Origin of the sequence: Oryzicola mucosus (assembly GCF_014534685.1) — a bacterium.
GTDB classification, from domain to species: Bacteria; Pseudomonadota; Alphaproteobacteria; order Rhizobiales; family Rhizobiaceae; genus Oryzicola; species Oryzicola mucosus.
The window spans coordinates 388407-405271 of sequence record NZ_JACVVX010000001.1 but is presented as its reverse complement, the minus strand read 5'-3'; the positions used below and the strand labels follow the sequence as shown (position 1 = coordinate 405271).

The following is a 16865-nucleotide window of genomic DNA, read 5'->3' as shown; positions in this document are numbered from 1 at the left end:
GAGGCGAGCCTGGGATCCGGGAGGAACCCGCCGCACAACCGCATGAGCAGCCCGTCGTCGCTGATAGAGGGCAGGCTTATGGCCGACTGCAGGCAATCCCTTCCGCGTCGAACCAGGCCGGCCAGAATGCGAGCTTCCTGGCGTAGGATACGTCAGGCATCGATCGTTCCCGCGTTGCGGGTATCAGGGAGGAAATGCAGTGAAGCAATTTATTTTGGCATCCATCATCGCCGGGGCGTTCGCCTTTCCGGCGGCAGCCGAAGACTACAAGATCATGGCGCCCGCGGCTCCTGGCGGCGGTTGGGATCAGACCGCGCGTTCGATGCAGAGCGCTCTTCAGGACGAAGGCATTTCGAGCAGCGTCCAGGTCCAGAACGTTCCGGGCGCCGGCGGCACCATCGGTCTCGCGCAATTCGTCAACCAGGCGAGCGGCGACCCCTCGCAACTGATCGTCGGCGGCTATGTCATGGTCGGTGCGATCCTGACCAACAATTCTCCGGTCACGCTCGACCAGGTCACGCCGATTGCCCGCCTCACCGGCGAATATGAAGCCGTCGTCGTGCCCGCCGCTTCCGACATCAAGGACATGGCCGGCCTCGTCGCCAAGCTGAAGTCCGATCCCGGCTCCGTTTCCTGGGCCGGCGGCTCCGCCGGCGGTACCGACCACATCACCGCGGGCCTGATCGCCAAGGCAGCCGGCGTCGATCCGACCAAGGTCAACTACATCGCCTTTTCCGGCGGTGGCGAAGCGCTGGCCGCCATCCTCGGCAACCAGGTCACGGTCGGCATTTCCGGCTATGGTGAGTTCGCCTCGCAGATCCAGGCCGGCACGCTCCGCATCATCGGCATCTCGGCGGATGAGCGCATCGAGGGCATTGATGCACCGACTTTCAAGGAAGCCGGCGTCGACGTCTCGATCCAGAACTGGCGCATGGTCGCAGCGGCTCCCGGCATCACCGACGAGCAGAAGAAGACGATCCTGGCCGATGTCGACAAGATGGCGAAATCGGCGGCGTGGCAGAAGACGCTGGCCGACAAGGGCTGGGCCGACACCTATCTGGCCGGTGACGACTTCGCCGCACAGCTGAAGCAGGACACCGAGTCGACCGCGGCCATTCTCAAAGAGATCGGTCTCGTAAAATGAGTGACGGCAACTCGCCACACCTGCAGCGCCGCCCGGACAGGGCGGCGCTTGCCATTGCGGCGGCGCTCGCGGTGGTCGCGATCGTGATTGCCTGGAGCACATCGCAGGCAGGCGGTGTTGCCGGCTATTCGCCCGTCGGGCCCAAGACTTTCCCCTATATCATCGCCGGCGGGATGTTCCTGCTGTCGCTGTGCACCGCCATCGAAGCCTGGCGCGGCAATTTCCCTGCGCGCGAGGCCCAGAACATTCCGCCCATGCTGTGGGTGCTCGGCGGTCTCGCCGTGCAGATGCTGAGCATGAAGACCGTCGGCTTTTCGATTGCCACCGGCCTGCTCTTCGCCGCCACCGCCAAGGGCTTCGGCAAGGGTCCGTTGTGGATGACCGTGCCGATCGGCATCGTCTTCGCCTTTCTCGTCTGGGTGATGTTCGCCAAGGGCCTGCAACTGACCTTGCCTGCCGGACCGCTCGAGCGTCTGTTCTAAACCGGGGCACTGCATCATGGATACGTTCAGCCTGCTGGGCCAGGGTCTCATCACCGCGATGGACCCGTATAATCTTCTATACGCGCTGATCGGCGTCACCCTGGGCACGGCGGTCGGCGTTCTGCCCGGCATTGGCCCCGCCTTGACCGTCGCATTGCTGCTGCCCGTCACCTACAAGCTCGATCCGGCCGGCTCGCTCATCATGTTTGCCGGCATCTATTACGGCGGCATGTATGGCGGCTCCACCACCTCGATCCTGCTCAACACGCCGGGCGAAAGCGCCTCCATCGTGACTGCGCTCGAGGGCAACAAGATGGCCCGCAAGGGCAGGGGCGGGCCGGCGCTCGCCACCGCCGCCATCGGCTCCTTCGTGGCCGGCCTGCTTGCGACGCTGGGGCTTGCCTTCATCGCGCCCACGGTCGTGAAGTTCGCGCTGTCCTTCGGCCCCTCAGAATATTTCGCACTGATGCTGCTCGCCTTCATGACGGTGTCCGCCGCCTTCGGCGACTCCACCCTGCGCGGCATCACGTCGCTGCTGGTAGGCCTCGGGCTCGGGCTCATCGGCATCGACCAACTCACCGGCCAGGCGCGCCTGACCTTCGGCATGCCCAATCTGTTTGACGGCATTTCGGTGACGACGCTGGCGGTGGCGCTGTTTGCCATCGGCGAAACGCTGGCCGTGGTGTCATCCAAGCTGGCGGCGGATGAAAAAGTCGAATCGGTCAAAGGTTCGGTCTGGATGACGAAGCAGGACTGGAAGCGGTCCTGGATGCCGTGGCTGCGCGGCACGGCGATCGGCTTCCCCATCGGCGCGATGCCCGCGGGCGGCGCCGACGTGTCCAGCTTCCTGTCTTATTCGACGGAAAGGAATTTCTCCAAGCATCCCGAGGAATTCGGCCACGGCGCTATCGAGGGCGTGGCGGGTCCGGAGGCAGCCAACAACGCATCGGCTGCCGGAACGCTGGTGCCTTTGCTGACGCTTGGCCTGCCGACCACGGCGACGGCGGCGATCATGCTGGCCGGTTTCCAGCAGTTCGGCCTGCAGCCGGGGCCGCTGCTGTTTGCCACCAATGCGCCTCTCGTCTGGGGGCTCATCGCCAGCCTTCTGGTGGCCAACTTCATGCTGCTGGTGTTGAACCTGCCGCTGATCGGCCTGTGGGTGAAGCTGCTGTCGATCCCGCACTACTGGCTCTATGCCGGCATTCTGGTTTTCGCCACGCTCGGCACCATTGGCGCCGACGGCTCGACCTTCTTCCTCGGCCCGATCCCGGTGTCGTTCGGACTGCTGCTTTTGACGTTGTTCGGCATTCTCGGCTATGGGCTGCGCCGCTTCGGCTACCCCATCGCGCCGGTTGTCGTCGGGCTCATTCTCGGGCCGATGGCCGAAAAGAGCTTGCGCCAGGCGTTGCAGATCAGCCAAGGCGACCCTTCGGCGCTGTTCAAGTCGTGGATTGCGATCGTTCTGTGGATTCTGGCGGCTCTCGCCGTACTGGTGCCGCTCTATCTGCGGGCGCGCGGCAAAGGCAAGGTCCTGGCGCAGTTCGGCACCGACGAAGACTGATCGACAAAGAAGACAAAATAAAAGGGCGTCCCAAGCGGGCGCCCTTTCTCATTCTACAGTCGGCAACCAAAAGGCGCCGGATCGCGCTGAAGATCAGACGCGGCCGATTTTATTGAACTGCTGCGGATCGATGCCGAGATTGCGCAGATGACGCGCCTTCGGCTGTACGCCGCGGCTGACTGCATTGGCTGCGGAAACCGCGCTGCTCACAGTCGTGAAGAAATCGCCGATACGATCGAATTGCTTGCGAACACTCATCTCATCCGTCCTTACATACGTCGCACAATTTGTTTTGTGCGATGCAACATATTTAGGATGTTCATACGATTGCTACCAGAGACAGGCTTGCATGGTTGCCATGCAGCCAGCGCACGGCGCTTCTGCCGGCGAAGCCTGTCGGGACTTGAACCCGAACCGCACTTCGGTTATATGCAGCTCAAATTCTTGGTCGGTATGACGAAGAGTGGGTCCACCCGGTCCCGCTCTTTTTTGTTACCGGCTCCGCGCAGGGAGACCTCATGACTGAACCGGAGATTGAAACGACGGGCGACGACCGCATCATTCGCGAGAGCGGTATCGATGCGCGTATTGCTTCGATCGTGATGCCGGTTCTGAAGGCGACGGAGTACCGGCTGGTGCGGGTCCGCCTGTTCGCCCAGAACGGCCTGACATTGCAGATTATGGCCGAGCGCGAAGACGGCACTATGACCGTTGAGGATTGCGAAGAGGTCAGCCGCACGATTTCGCCGGCGCTCGATGTGGATGATCCCGTCGAGAAGGCATATCATCTCGAAGTGTCGTCGCCGGGCATCGATCGTCCGCTGGTCCGCAAGTCCGACTTTGCGAAATGGATCGGGCACCTCGTCAAGATGGAGACATCGGTGATGGTGGCGGAACGCAAGCGGTTCCGCGGCAAGATCGCCGAGGCCGACGAGAATGGTGTTTTGATCCAGCGCGATCAGGCTTCCTACGGCGACGAGCCGACGGTGCGCATTCCTTTCGAGGCGGTGGCCGAAGCGCGGCTGATCCTGACCGACGACCTGATCCGGGATGCGTTGAGCAAGGACAACCAGGCGCGCAAGGAAGCGAAGCGGCGCCGGGGCGAAGACGACGTCGAACAAGACGAAACTGAAACGGAAGAGTGACTGAACGGGAGCCGGCAATCCGGCGAACCCATTCCGGGAGACGAAAATGGTTGTAAGCGCCAACAGGCTCGAACTTCTCCAGATCGCTGACGCGGTTGCCCGCGAGAAGTCGATCGACAAGCAGATCGTCATCGCCGCCATGGCCGATGCGATCCAGAAGGCCGCGCGTTCGCGCTATGGCCAGGAAACCAACATTCGCGCCGACATCAATGCCCAGACGGGCGAGATGAAGCTGCAGCGTCTGATGGAAGTGGTGGAGACGGTCGAGGATTACGCCACGCAGATCGCACTTTCGACGGCGCGTGAGCGCAACCCCGACGCGCAGGTCGGCGATTTCATCGCCGAGCAGCTGCCGCCGATGGATTTCGGCCGTATCGCCGCCCAGTCCGCCAAGCAGGTCATCGTCCAGAAGGTTCGCGAGGCGGAACGCGACCGCCAGTTCGACGAATACAAGGATCGCATCGGCGAGATCGTCAACGGCACGGTCAAGCGCGTCGAATACGGCAACGTCATCGTCGATCTCGGCCGCGGCGAGGCCATCATCCGCCGCGATGAGCTGATCCCCCGCGAAAACTACAAATATGGCGACCGGGTTCGCGCCTATGTCTATGACGTGCGTCGCGAGCAGCGCGGCCCGCAGATTTTCATGTCCCGTACCCATCCGCAGTTCATGGCCAAGCTGTTCACCATGGAAGTGCCGGAAATCTACGACGGCATCATCGAGATCAAGTCGGTTGCCCGTGATCCGGGTTCGCGCGCCAAGATCGCCGTCACCTCGCGCGACAGCTCGATCGATCCGGTCGGCGCCTGCGTCGGTATGCGCGGTTCGCGCGTTCAGGCCGTCGTCGGCGAGTTGCAGGGCGAAAAGATCGACATCATTCCGTGGTCGCCTTCGGCCGCGTCTTTCATTGTTAATGCGCTGCAGCCGGCCGAAGTGGCCAAGGTCGTGCTCGACGAGGATGCCGAGCGTATTGAAGTTGTCGTTCCCGATGACCAACTATCTCTTGCCATCGGCCGTCGCGGACAGAACGTGCGTCTCGCCTCGCAGTTGACTGGCTGGGACATCGACATTCTGACCGAGCAGGAAGAGTCCGAGCGGCGTCAGAAGGAATTCGTCGAGCGTTCCACCTTGTTCATGGAAGCGCTGGATGTCGACGAGATGGTCGGCCAGGTGCTGGCTTCGGAAGGCTTCACCTCGGTCGAGGAAGTCGCCTATGTCGATTCCGGCGATATCGCGTCCATTGACGGCTTTGACGAAGATACGGCAAGCGAGATTCAGACCCGTGCGCGCGAATATCTCGACAAGATCGAGGCCGAGCATGACGAAAAGCGTCGCGGCCTTGGCGTAGCGGACGAGTTGCGCGACGTTCCGGGCATCACCACCGCGATGCTGGTGGCGCTGGGCAATGATGGCGTGAAGACGGTCGAGGACTTTGCCGGCTATGCCGTTGACGACCTCGTCGGCTGGAAAGAACGCAAGGACGGCGAGACCAAGTTCTTCCCGGGCGTGCTGAACGATTTCGGCGTTTCCCGCGCCGATGCCGAGCAGATGGTCGTTTCCGCCCGCTTGAAGGCAGGCTGGATCACGGAAGACGATATCGCCACGGAAGAAGAAGTTGACGATGCCGACGCTGTCGAAGCGTCGGAAGCGTAAGGTGACCACCTCTGGAGCAACCCTTGGACGAGATGAACGATCGCACCTGCATCGTCACGCGCCAGAACGGCGACGCGGATAATCTTATCCGTTTCGTCGTCGGCCCGGATTCGGCCGTCGTTCCAGATTTGAAGCGGAATCTTCCCGGTCGGGGGTGTTGGGTCACCGCCGACCGTATTCATGTCGACAAGGCGGCTGCCAAGGGCGCCTTCGCGCGTGCCTTCAAACGTCAGGTCGTCGTGCCCGACGACCTCGGCGCCTTGGTCGACCAGCTGTTGGTGAGGGCCGCGCTCGGCAATCTCGGCCTTGCCCGCAAGGCTGGCATGGTTGCAATGGGCGCAGCAAAAGTAGATGGTGCGGTGCGGTCAGGCAAAGCCCTGTTCGTGCTGCATGCGCATGAGGCCTCCGACGACGGGGTGCGCAAGATTACCCAGGCCAGGCGGGCTACCGTTTACGCGGGCGGCCCCGCCATCCCTTTTTACAAACTTTTTTCGGAAGCCGAATTGGGTTTGGCATTAGGGGGTACAAATGTGATACATGCAGCCGGTCTCGCGGGCGATGCGGGAAAAGCGGTTGTGAAGCGCATGGTTGCGCTTGACCGATATCGGGGCGGATCCCCGGATGATCTGGCGATGATTGCGGCAGTTGCCGAAGATGACGAAGCCGCAGAGGATATGGAATGAGCGATACCAAATCGGGTGATGACAAGACGTCGGACGGCGGTCAGAAGAAGACCTTGACGTTGAAGCGTCCCGGAATCGAGCAGGGAACAGTGCGCCAGAACTTCTCGCACGGCCGCACCAAGGCGGTCGTTGTCGAGACGAAGAAGCGCAAGTTCAGCATGCCCGGTGACAACAAGCCTGAGGCGCCCGCGCCGCAGCCCGTCTTCGCGCCCAAGCCGCCGGTCCAGCAGGTTCGCCCCGCACCGGTGGTGCGTGAGGCTCCGCGCCCCGCGCCGCAGAACGAGCGTTCGGGCATGGTGCTGAACGAGCTGTCTAAGAGCGAGATGGAAGCGCGCCGCCGTGCGCTGGAAGGATCGCAGGCACGCGACGCCGAAGAGCGTCAGCGCGCCATTGTCGAAGCCAAGCGCCGCGCCGAGGAAGACGAGCGTCGCAGGCTCGAACGCGAGGAGTCCGCGCGTCGCCAGGCCGAGGAAGAAGCCCGCATCCAGGCCGAGGCCGACTCGCGCCGCCGCGCCGAGGAAGATGCACGCCGCCGTGCGCCCACGGCAGCACCCGCTCCGATCAACCGCGCCATGGAGCAGGAAGAGGAAGAGGCCAAGCCGCGTCCCAAGGGCGGTCGCGTCGCTCCGGCTGCAACCCCGGTCCGCCGCGTAGCGGCACCCGAGGTGCCGGCCCGTCCCGCCAAGACCAAGGGCGAGGAAGACCGCCGTCGCGGCAAGCTGACGCTCAACAGCGCCCTGTCCGACGACGGTGCCGAACGTGCGCGCTCGCTGTCGGCCATGCGTCGCCGCCAGGAGAAGTTCAAGCGCGCGATGCACAACGAGCCACGCGAGAAGGTGATGCGCGAGGTCATCCTGCCCGAGACCATCTCCATCCAGGAGTTGGCGCAGCGTATGTCCGAGCGTGCTGTCGACGTCGTCAAGTACTTCATGAAGCAGGGCCAGATCATGAAGCCCGGCGACGTGCTTGATGCCGACACCGCCGAGCTGGTGGCGTCCGAATTCGGCCACACGGTCCGCCGCGTCGCCGAGTCCGACATCGAGGAAGGCCTGTTCGACATCGCGGACCGTCCCGAGGACATGGAGCCCCGGCCGCCGGTGGTTACCATCATGGGCCACGTCGACCACGGCAAGACCTCGCTGCTCGACGCCATCCGCAACGCCAATGTCGTGTCCGGCGAAGCCGGTGGCATCACCCAGCATATCGGCGCCTATCAGGTCGAGAAGAACGGTCAGAAGATCACCTTCATCGACACGCCCGGCCACGCCGCCTTCACGGCGATGCGTGCCCGCGGTGCGCAGGCCACCGACATCGCCATCCTGGTGGTCGCCGCCGACGACAGCGTGATGCCGCAGACGATCGAGTCGATCAGCCATGCCAAGGCTGCCGGCGTTCCGATCATCGTCGCCATCAACAAGGTCGACAAGCACGAGGCCGACGCCAACAAGGTGCGCACCGAACTGCTGCGCCACGAAGTCTTCGTGGAATCGATGGGCGGTGAAGTGCTCGACGTCGAAGTCTCGGCCAAGACGGGCCAGGGCCTCGACAAGCTGCTCGAAGCCATCCTGCTGCAGGCCGAAGTGCTCGACCTCAAGGCCAACCCGGAGCGTACCGCCGAGGGTGTTGTCATCGAGGCCAAGCTCGATAAGGGTCGCGGCCCGGTTGCCACCGTCCTGGTGCAGACCGGCACGCTGCTGCCCGGCGACATTCTCGTCGCCGGCAACGAGTGGGGCCGCGTTCGCGCTCTGGTCAACGATCTCGGCAAGCATCTGTCCGAGGCGCTGCCGTCCACGCCGGTGGAAATCCTGGGCATCCAGGGTACGCCGCAGGCGGGCGACAAGTTCGCCGTGGTCAATGACGAGGCCCGTGCCCGCGAGATCACCGAGTATCGCCAGCGTCTGGCGCGCGACAAGGCTGCCGCACGCCATGTCGGCCAGCGCGGTTCGCTCGAGCAGATGATGTCGAAGCTGCAGACCTCCGGCCTGAAGGAGTTCACGCTGCTCATCAAGGGCGACGTGCAAGGTTCGGTCGAAGCCATCGTGGCTGCCCTCGACAATCTCGGCACCGACGAAGTGCGTGCGCGCATCGTTCATGCCGGTGCCGGCGGCATCACCGAGAGCGATGTGTCGCTCGCCGAAACATCGGGTGCTGTGATCATCGGCTTCAACGTGCGTGCCAATGTGCAGGCGCGTCAGGCCGCCGAACAGGCAGGCATCGAGATCCGCTACTACAACATCATCTACGCTCTCGTGGATGACGTGAAGGATGCGATGTCGGGTCTGCTTTCGCCGGAACGCCGCGAAACCTTCATCGGCAATGCCGAAATCCTCGAAGTGTTCGACATCACCAAGGTCGGCAAGGTCGCGGGTTGCCGCATCACCGAAGGCAAGGTCGAGCGCGGTGCGGGCGTCCGCCTCATCCGCGACAACGTTGTCATCCACGAAGGCACGCTCAAGACCCTCAAGCGCTTCAAGGACGAAGTGCCCGAAGTGCCGGTCGGTCAGGAGTGCGGCATGGCCTTCCAGAACTACGAGGACATGCATGTCGGTGACGTCATCGAGTGCTTCCGCGTAGAGATGGTGACGAGACGCCTGTAAGGCGGCGCTTCGGCGCCTCCTTCCATCCCGTATGGTAGACGAGACCCGCAAACCGCTCCGCACGCTGAGCTTCAGGCTGACGCGTGCGGATTTCCTCGCTTACGAAATGCTGCCCAGGGAATTGAGCGGCAAGATGAAGCTGGCGCTGATGGTGATCGTCGGTTGCGGCGGCATCATGATCGGGCTGTTGCCGGACACCATCTCGACAGGCGCATGGTATGCTTCGGCTGCGGTGATCCTTATGATCGCAGGGGCTGCGGCCATAGCCTTCACCAATTGGGTGCCGCGTCGCAGGGCTTCGAAACATGCCGTGCCGCAAGGCGAGGTGGTTTTGGAGGAATGGGGCGATCATCTGTCGCAAATGGCGGATGGGCGGCATCGGAAGATCGCGATGGAAACCATCGCGCAGGTGCTCGTCTTTGGCGGACGGGTTTTCATTCGGGTCGGCCCGGAGCCGGTCATCGTTCCTCTCTCGGCTTTCGAGGATGAGAACGACATGAAGGCCTTCGCCGCCGCGATAGACGAAGCGAGCCATGCGGCGCAACCGTAGGCGGGTTCGCCCGTTGGCGGAAAACATGATACTTTGAAGCAACGGACAGGTAGGTTCATGGCTCAGCCCAATTCGCACGGCCCAACGCAACGCCAGCTTCGCGTCGGCGAACAGGTGCGCCATTCTCTGTCGGAAATGCTCCAGCGCGGCGAACTGCTCGACCCGGTTCTGGAAATGGCCGTGATTTCGATTTCCGAGGTCCGCATGTCGCCGGATCTGAAGGTCGCAACCGCCTTCGTGTCCCCGCTCGGCACCAAGGATACCGATGCCATCATCGATGCGCTGAACAAGCATGCCAAATTCATTCGCGGCCGCGTTTCCCACGCGCTGCGGCAGATGAAATACATGCCTGAATTCCGCTTCAAGCTCGACACCAGCTACGACAATTTCGCCAAGATCAACGATCTCTTGCGGTCGCCCGAAGTGGCCCGCGATCTTGACGGTGACAAGGAAAACGATTGATGTCCCGCCCGCGCAAGAAGAAGGGCCGCCCGATCTCGGGTTGGCTGGTACTCGACAAGCCGGTCGGCATGGGCTCGACCGAGGCCGTTTCCAAGGTGAAGTGGCTGTTCCAGGCTGAAAAGGCCGGACATGCCGGAACGCTCGATCCGCTTGCGTCCGGCATGTTGCCGATAGCGCTGGGCGATGCGACCAAGACGGTTCCCTATGTGCAGGACGGTGCGAAAATCTATCGCTTCACCGTGGCCTGGGGCGAGGAGCGCACCACCGACGATCTCGAGGGCCCGGTCACCAAGACCTCCGAGAAGCGTCCGTCGGAAGCCGAGGTCCGCGCCGTGATGCCGAACTACACCGGGGTCATCATGCAGACGCCGCCGCAGTTCTCCGCGATCAAGATTGCCGGCGAGCGCGCCTATGATCTGGCGCGCGAAGGCGAGACCGTCGATATTCCCGCCCGCGAGGTCGAGATCGCCCGCTTCGACATCGTCGAACTGGCCACCGACAGCACGACCTTCGAAATCGAATGCGGCAAGGGCACCTATGTGCGCTCCCTGGCCCGCGACATGGGTCGCGACCTCGGTTGCTACGGCTACATCTCGATGCTCCGCCGCAGCGCGGTCGACCCGTTCACGGCGGACGATTTCGTGACCGTGGCGGAACTGGAAGCCGCGCGCGGCGAGCCGGGCGAGGGGCCTATCGATTTCACCGCCATCGACGCCTATCTGGTCGACACGTCGGCAGCGCTTGACTGCCTGCCGCAGGTTGCCGTCAGCGACGATACCGCCAGCAAGATCAGGCTCGGCAATCCGGTCATCGTCCGGGGTCGCGACGCGCCCGTAGAGGCCGACGAAGCCTGCGTCACCGCCCGCGGTCGCCTGGTCGCCATCGGCGCCATCGAGCAGGGCATGTTCAAACCCAAACGGGTGTTCGCCGGGTGAGGAAGCAGTCGGCCGGAAGGCCGATCGATCGACAACGATTTATCGATTGAAGCGACGAACGCCCGGAGCCCTAGCGGAGGCCGGGCAGCGGTCCATGACAGCTTTGTTCTCGACTCGGCAGTGGAGAACGGTGCACCGAATCTCCCACAAATCCCGCTCGCGTCCCCGGCGAACTCTGCGTAGTGTGCCGGCATCGCCGAGCATTCCGGGTTGCATCGCATGGCTGTTGTTCAGGATACCACCAAGCGCGCAGCGCGCAGGCGCCGCCGCTCGCCCGTCGGCGCAGCACCCGGAACGCTGATCGCCGACCCCAATGCGCGGCGCTCGGAACTCAAGCTGACGCTGATTTCGCCGGAAACCTTCCAGGTCGTGGACGACGCCAGCACTGGCGAGCTTGCGCGCGCCTGCGAGGACTGGCCGGTAATCTGGCTCGATTGCGTCGGCCTCGCAAACATCGAACTGATCGAGGATATCGGCCGGATTTTCAACCTGCATCCGCTGGCGCTGGAAGACGTCGTCAATACCGGCCAGCGGCCCAAGGCCGAGTTCTTCGACGATCATGTCTTTGTCGTGCTCAGCATGATGGACGATGTCGCCACCAGCCGCTACGAGCAGATCGCCTTCTTTTTCGGTGAGGATTTCGTCGTCACGTTCCAGGAGCGCGAGGGCGACCCGTTCGAGCCGGTCCGTCGCCGCATCGAGGTGGCCCAATCGCGCCTGCGCACCAAGAATGCTGATTATCTCGCCTACGCGCTGATCGACGCCGTGGTCGACAGCTATTTCCAGCCGGTCGACCAGATGTGGGACACCATAGATGGTATCGAGGAAGAAATGCTCAGGGCGCCCGAACAGCAGCATGTCCGGCGCCTGCACGAGCTTCGGCGCAATGTCAGCCAGTTGAAGCGCGCCTTGGGGCCGTTGCGGGACGCGATTTCAGCGCTGATCCGTTCCGAGGCCGCCTGCATCGCGCCGGAGACCAAGATTTACCTCAACGATACGCTCGATCATATCTTGCGGCTCAACGAATCCGTGGAATCCTTGCGCGAAATGGCGATCGGGCTGATCGAGATGCATCTGTCGCTGTCGCAGGCGCGCATCAACGAGGTCATCAACGTGCTGACCATCGTCTCGGCTATCTTCATCCCGCTGACTTTCCTGGCCGGTATCTGGGGCATGAATTTCGATCCGGATACATCGCCCTGGAACATGCCGGAGTTGAAGGCCTATTTCGGATATCCCGCCGCCCTCGGCTTCATGGCGTTCATTGCACTGTCGCTGGTGGTCTATTTCCGCTGGAAGAAATGGCTGTAAAGCCGGCAAATTCGCAGCGTTTGTGAAGGGACTGGCTTTTCCCTCCGATTTCGCCTATATGCGCGACAACTTCGGTGCAATGCGCCAAGTTCCGTGGCCTCTGCTGGACGACATCCCGGCTGTGGGCGTCCCATTTCCTCAAATCGAAAGGAAAACTCCGATGTCGATTACTGCCGAACGCAAGTCGGAATTGATGACCGAATTCGCAACCGTTAAGGGCGATACCGGTTCTCCGGAAGTCCAGGTCGCGATCCTGTCGGAGCGCATCAAGAACCTTACCGAGCACTTCAAGGACCACAAGAAGGATAACCATTCCCGCCGTGGTCTTCTCGCGCTCGTTTCGCAGCGCCGTAGCCTGCTCGACTATCTGAAGCGCAAGGACAACTCGCGCTACACGACGCTGATCGAGAAGCTCGGTCTGCGCCGCTAAGAAAACGGCCGGCGGGCTTTCCTCGTGAAGGCCCGCCGGTTTCGCATTCAGCATGCCGCCCAAAAGTGGGTACCGGTTTTGGGGCAACGGCATGCGCAAGGAAGTCATGCCGCCCAAAAGTGGGTACCGGTTTTGGGGCAACGGCATGCGCAAGGAAGTCATGCCGCCCAAAACTGGACACCGGTTTGGGGCAACGGCATGCAGTAAGAAAAGGCTGCGAAAGCGGCCTGTGCTCGCGACGCCGGAATAGGGCGCGGAGCGACCCATGGACGGTCATGGGGCAGGATTGCAGGAGACTTGCCGCGCTGGGCGCGAAGGTCCAAGTCTCCCGCTGTCTTGCCCGTGGCTGGTCCGAACGGAAGCAAGGGAAGGTTTTCGCGCCGAACGGTCGGCGCGCCTTTCCGCATATGAAGGACAAGACATGTTCAATCACCACAAAGTGGAAATCGAGTGGGCCGGCCGCCCCCTCATTCTCGAAACCGGCAAGATCGCCCGTCAGGCTGACGGCGCTGTGTTGGCGACCTATGGCGAAACCGTCGTTCTGGCGACCGTCGTTTCGGCCAAGGAACCCAAGCCTGGCTTCGATTTCTTTCCGCTGACCGTGAACTACCAGGAAAAGACCTACGCAGCCGGCAAGATCCCCGGTGGCTATTTCAAGCGCGAAGGCCGTCCGAGTGAGAAGGAAACCCTGGTTTCCCGCCTCATCGACCGCCCGATCCGTCCGCTTTTCGCTGCCGGCTACAAGAACGATACCCAGGTCGTCATCACCGTCGTCCAGCATGATCTCGAAAACGATCCGGACATCCTGTCCATCGTCGCCACTTCGGCTGCCCTGACGCTTTCGGGCGTGCCGTTCATGGGCCCGGTCGGCGGCGCCCGCGTCGGCTACATCAACGGCGAGTATGTGCTCAACCCGCATATCGACGAAATGCAGGAATCCAAGCTTGACCTCGTCGTCGCGGGTACGGGCGATGCCGTTCTGATGGTCGAGTCGGAAGCCAAGGAGCTTTCGGAAGACGTCATGCTCGGTGCTGTGATGTTCGGCCACAAGGGCTTCCAGCCGGTGATCGACGCCATCATCAAGCTCGCCGAGGCCGCTGCCAAGGACCCGCGCGATTTCACGCCCCCGTCTTTCGGCGCCCTCGAAGCCGATATGCTGAAGCTCGTCGAGAACGACCTGCGCGACGCCTACAAGAATGTCGACAAGCAGAAGCGCTATGCTGCCGTCGACGCGATCAAGGCGAAGGTCAAGGAAACTTTCTCGCCGAAGGGCGACGAGACCCCGCTCTACACCAGCGAGCAAGTCAACACCGTTTTCAAGGAGCTCCAGGCCAAGATCGTGCGCTGGAACATCCTCGACACCGGCAGCCGCATCGACGGCCGCGACCTGTCGACGGTCCGCAAGATCGTCTCGGAAGTCGGCCTTCTGCCGCGCACCCACGGTTCGGCCCTGTTCACCCGCGGCGAGACCCAGGCGATCGTCGTCGCCACGCTGGGCACCGGCGAGGACGAGCAGTATGTCGACTCGCTGACCGGCATGTACAAGGAGAAGTTCCTCCTTCACTACAACTTCCCGCCCTATTCGGTCGGTGAAACCGGTCGTATGGGTTCGCCCGGCCGTCGCGAAATCGGTCACGGCAAGCTGGCATGGCGCGCCATTCGCCCGATGCTGCCCGCCGCCGAGCAGTTCCCCTACACGTTGCGCGTCGTCTCCGAGATCACCGAGTCCAACGGCTCGTCCTCGATGGCGACCGTTTGCGGCACCTCGCTGGCGCTGATGGATGCGGGCGTTCCGCTGCAGCGGCCTGTCGCCGGTATCGCCATGGGCCTGATCAAGGAAGGCGAGCGCTTCGCCGTGCTTTCCGACATCCTGGGCGACGAAGATCACCTCGGCGACATGGACTTCAAGGTGGCCGGCACTGAAGGCGGCATCACCGCCCTGCAGATGGACATCAAGATCGACGGCATCACCGAAGAGATCATGAAGGTCGCGCTCGGCCAGGCCAAGGACGGCCGTCTGCATATCCTCGGCGAAATGGCCAATGCCATCACCGAAGGCCGTGCGGAACTCGGCGAGTTCGCGCCGCGCATCGAGGTCATGCAGATCCCGACCGACAAGATCCGCGACGTCATCGGCTCCGGCGGCAAGGTCATCCGCGAGATCGTGGAAAAGACCGGCGCCAAGATCAACATCGAGGACGACGGCACGATCAAGATCGCTTCGTCGAACGCCAAGGAGATCGAAGCGGCCAAGAAGTGGATCCACACCATCGTGGCCGAGCCGGAAGTGGGCGAGATCTACGAAGGCACGGTCGTGAAAACCGCCGACTTCGGCGCCTTCGTCAACTTCTTCGGCCCGCGTGACGGCCTGGTCCACATCTCCCAGCTCGCCAATGAGCGCGTCGCCAAGACGTCCGACGTGGTCAAGGAAGGCCAGAAGGTCTGGGTCAAGCTGATGGGCTTCGACGAGCGCGGCAAGGTTCGCCTGTCGATGAAGGTCGTCGACCAGGAAACCGGCAAGGAAATCGCTCGCGACAAGAAGTCCGACGATGAAGAGTCGGCTGCCTGAGTCTTGTGTCTGATTGATTGAAGACGGGCGCGGCGTGGCTGCGCCCGTTTTCTTTTATGCAACGCCTCTTCCTTCTCCCCTTGCGGGAGAAGGTGTCGCCTTCGGGCTTGCGCAGCAAGATCGAGATAAGGCGACGGATGAGGGGTGTTGCAAGGAATGAGGGGCTGATGACGCAAGATAGTCGGACCCGATAGCGGTCGAGCTTCGTCCAGCACCCCTCATCCGACCTCGCCAATGCTTCGCTTGGCTCGGCCACCTTCTCCCGCAAGGAGAGAAGGAAGGTTGTGGCAGGCTGTTCGCTTTGCACATGGAAAAGCTATGCCCCGCGATGCCCTCAAAACCCTGTTTCATCCCTTTGAATCCGGCGCGCTCGACGCTCCCGCCAAGCACACCCGCGCGCTGTTCCTCAACGCCGAGGCCGGTTTCCGCCTGCCCGAGGGCTTCGAAGCGGCGCTGACGCTGGTTCAGGGCTTTCGGCCTGAGGTACAAGCGCTGGAGACCGCGCGCCGCACCGTCGCGCCATTGCCTGAGGGCGACGGCTACGACCACTCTCTGATCCTCATCGGCCGTCACCGCGGCCGCAACGAACTCGACATCGCCGAAGCCATCGAGCGTACGCTGCCCGGTGGGCTGATCCTCGTTGCCGGCGGCAAGGAAGACGGCATCGCCAGCCTGCGCAAGCGGCTGGGCAATCTACTCTCCATCGACGAGGCTCTGCCGAAGCATCACGGTATCGTCTTCTGGTTCCGCCAGACGCCCGAAGCAGAAGCGGCTGCGCAAACCCTGCGCTCGGAAAACCCGGAACCTCTGGTGGACGGCCGTTTTCACACCGCACCCGGCATGTTTTCGCATGATCGGGTCGATCAGGGATCGCGCCTTTTGGCCCAGCATCTGCCGCCCGAGATCAAGGGTGCAGCCGCCGATTTCTGCGCCGGGTGGGGCTATCTCGCCGCCGAGATCGCCACGCGTGCCAAAGGGCTCACCAAGCTTGACCTCTACGAAGCCGATTTCGCAGCGCTCGAGGCCGCGCGGCGCAACCTCGCCGTAGAAGGCATCGAGCCGCGTTTCTTTTGGCAGGACCTGCTGAAAGATCCGGTCGCCCGGCAATACGATCTCATCGTCATGAACCCGCCCTATCACCAGGGCGGTGCCGCAGCCGATCCGGCCATAGGCCAGGGCATGATCAAGGCGGCATCGGCGGCGCTCAAGCCTGGCGGCCGCCTGCTGATGGTCGCCAACCGGCAACTGCCCTATCTTCCGGTGCTCGAAGCATCCTTCTCATCTGCAACCGAGATTGGTTCAGACGGCGCCTTCAGGATCTACGCCGCGAAGCGGTGAGCCG

Annotated in this window: 15 protein-coding genes; 14 read left to right on the top strand and 1 reads right to left on the bottom strand. The window is 62.8% G+C overall.

Annotated elements, in window-relative coordinates; translation table 11 throughout:
- The first annotated feature begins 199 nt into the window (after positions 1 to 199).
- The 3 genes from ICI42_RS01970 to ICI42_RS01960 are packed head-to-tail and all read left to right on the top strand — an operon-like array spanning position 200 to position 3187.
- Positions 200 to 1144, top strand: coding sequence for a Bug family tripartite tricarboxylate transporter substrate binding protein (locus ICI42_RS01970; RefSeq protein WP_188162857.1), 945 nt, complete (start codon positions 200 to 202; stop codon positions 1142 to 1144).
- On the top strand, positions 1141 to 1626 hold the full coding sequence (locus ICI42_RS01965; protein ID WP_188162856.1) for a tripartite tricarboxylate transporter TctB family protein: 486 nt from the start codon (positions 1141 to 1143) through the stop codon (positions 1624 to 1626). Before ICI42_RS01970 ends, ICI42_RS01965 begins: the two co-directional genes overlap by 4 nt.
- Positions 1627 to 1642: 16 nt before the next feature.
- A complete protein-coding gene (locus ICI42_RS01960; RefSeq protein WP_188162855.1) occupies positions 1643 to 3187 on the top strand; it encodes a tripartite tricarboxylate transporter permease in 1545 nt (514 codons plus the stop codon).
- Between the two features lie 93 nt (positions 3188 to 3280).
- On the opposite strand, the gene ICI42_RS01955 is transcribed toward ICI42_RS01960, so the two are convergent.
- Positions 3281 to 3445 carry a hypothetical protein gene (locus tag ICI42_RS01955; RefSeq protein WP_188162854.1) on the bottom strand — a complete coding sequence of 55 codons (165 nt, stop codon included), beginning with the start codon at positions 3443 to 3445 and terminating at the stop codon, positions 3281 to 3283.
- Between the two features lie 260 nt (positions 3446 to 3705).
- Here ICI42_RS01955 and rimP point away from each other — a divergent pair, with 260 nt between their 5' ends.
- The 11 genes from rimP (at position 3706) to ICI42_RS01900 (ending at position 16861) form a co-directional block, all read left to right on the top strand.
- Complete coding sequence (gene rimP / locus ICI42_RS01950) at positions 3706 to 4332, top strand: ribosome maturation factor RimP (RefSeq protein WP_188162853.1); 627 nt, start codon at positions 3706 to 3708, stop codon at positions 4330 to 4332.
- 46 nt (positions 4333 to 4378) lie between these two features.
- Positions 4379 to 5986, top strand: a complete 1608-nt coding sequence (gene nusA / locus ICI42_RS01945; RefSeq protein ID WP_188162852.1) for a transcription termination factor NusA — start codon at positions 4379 to 4381, stop codon at positions 5984 to 5986.
- A 32-nt stretch (positions 5987 to 6018) separates the two neighbouring features.
- Positions 6019 to 6669: an RNA-binding protein gene (locus ICI42_RS01940; protein WP_188163678.1), complete on the top strand. Its 651-nt coding sequence runs from the start codon at positions 6019 to 6021 to the stop codon at positions 6667 to 6669.
- Complete coding sequence (gene infB, locus ICI42_RS01935; protein ID WP_188162851.1) at positions 6666 to 9266, top strand: translation initiation factor IF-2; 2601 nt, start codon at positions 6666 to 6668, stop codon at positions 9264 to 9266. The genes ICI42_RS01940 and infB overlap by 4 nt, the downstream gene beginning before the upstream one ends.
- 31 nt (positions 9267 to 9297) lie before the next feature.
- On the top strand, positions 9298 to 9816 hold the full coding sequence (locus ICI42_RS01930; protein WP_188162850.1) for a hypothetical protein: 519 nt from the start codon (positions 9298 to 9300) through the stop codon (positions 9814 to 9816).
- A 57-nt stretch (positions 9817 to 9873) separates the two neighbouring features.
- Positions 9874 to 10278 carry a 30S ribosome-binding factor RbfA gene (rbfA, locus tag ICI42_RS01925; RefSeq protein ID WP_188162849.1) on the top strand — a complete coding sequence of 135 codons (405 nt, stop codon included), beginning with the start codon at positions 9874 to 9876 and terminating at the stop codon, positions 10276 to 10278.
- Positions 10278 to 11213: a tRNA pseudouridine(55) synthase TruB gene (truB, locus tag ICI42_RS01920; RefSeq protein WP_188162848.1), complete on the top strand. Its 936-nt coding sequence runs from the start codon at positions 10278 to 10280 to the stop codon at positions 11211 to 11213. The genes rbfA and truB overlap by 1 nt, the downstream gene beginning before the upstream one ends.
- A gap of 219 nt (positions 11214 to 11432) precedes the next feature.
- Entirely contained in the window at positions 11433 to 12524 is a 1092-nt protein-coding gene (corA, locus tag ICI42_RS01915; protein ID WP_188162847.1) for a magnesium/cobalt transporter CorA, read from the top strand.
- Between the two features lie 160 nt (positions 12525 to 12684).
- Positions 12685 to 12954 carry a 30S ribosomal protein S15 gene (gene rpsO / locus ICI42_RS01910; protein WP_188162846.1) on the top strand — a complete coding sequence of 90 codons (270 nt, stop codon included), beginning with the start codon at positions 12685 to 12687 and terminating at the stop codon, positions 12952 to 12954.
- Positions 12955 to 13375: 421 nt separating this feature from the next.
- Positions 13376 to 15523, top strand: a complete 2148-nt coding sequence (gene pnp, locus ICI42_RS01905; RefSeq protein ID WP_188162845.1) for a polyribonucleotide nucleotidyltransferase — start codon at positions 13376 to 13378, stop codon at positions 15521 to 15523.
- Positions 15524 to 15841: 318 nt separating this feature from the next.
- Positions 15842 to 16861, top strand: coding sequence for a class I SAM-dependent methyltransferase (locus tag ICI42_RS01900; protein WP_188162844.1), 1020 nt, complete (start codon positions 15842 to 15844; stop codon positions 16859 to 16861).
- The last annotated feature ends 4 nt before the right edge of the window (positions 16862 to 16865 follow it).

Coding starts and splice junctions, on each gene's coding strand:
- ICI42_RS01965 (WP_188162856.1), top strand. CDS start 1,141: ATGAGTGACGGCAACTCGCCACACCTGCAGCGCCGCCCGGACAGGGCG.
- ICI42_RS01960 (WP_188162855.1), top strand. CDS start 1,643: ATGGATACGTTCAGCCTGCTGGGCCAGGGTCTCATCACCGCGATGGAC.
- ICI42_RS01955 (WP_188162854.1), bottom strand. CDS start 3,445: ATGAGTGTTCGCAAGCAATTCGATCGTATCGGCGATTTCTTCACGACT.
- rimP (WP_188162853.1), top strand. CDS start 3,706: ATGACTGAACCGGAGATTGAAACGACGGGCGACGACCGCATCATTCGC.
- nusA (WP_188162852.1), top strand. CDS start 4,379: ATGGTTGTAAGCGCCAACAGGCTCGAACTTCTCCAGATCGCTGACGCG.
- ICI42_RS01940 (WP_188163678.1), top strand. CDS start 6,019: ATGAACGATCGCACCTGCATCGTCACGCGCCAGAACGGCGACGCGGAT.
- infB (WP_188162851.1), top strand. CDS start 6,666: ATGAGCGATACCAAATCGGGTGATGACAAGACGTCGGACGGCGGTCAG.
- ICI42_RS01930 (WP_188162850.1), top strand. CDS start 9,298: ATGGTAGACGAGACCCGCAAACCGCTCCGCACGCTGAGCTTCAGGCTG.
- rbfA (WP_188162849.1), top strand. CDS start 9,874: ATGGCTCAGCCCAATTCGCACGGCCCAACGCAACGCCAGCTTCGCGTC.
- truB (WP_188162848.1), top strand. CDS start 10,278: ATGTCCCGCCCGCGCAAGAAGAAGGGCCGCCCGATCTCGGGTTGGCTG.
- corA (WP_188162847.1), top strand. CDS start 11,433: ATGGCTGTTGTTCAGGATACCACCAAGCGCGCAGCGCGCAGGCGCCGC.
- rpsO (WP_188162846.1), top strand. CDS start 12,685: ATGTCGATTACTGCCGAACGCAAGTCGGAATTGATGACCGAATTCGCA.
- pnp (WP_188162845.1), top strand. CDS start 13,376: ATGTTCAATCACCACAAAGTGGAAATCGAGTGGGCCGGCCGCCCCCTC.
- ICI42_RS01900 (WP_188162844.1), top strand. CDS start 15,842: ATGCCCCGCGATGCCCTCAAAACCCTGTTTCATCCCTTTGAATCCGGC.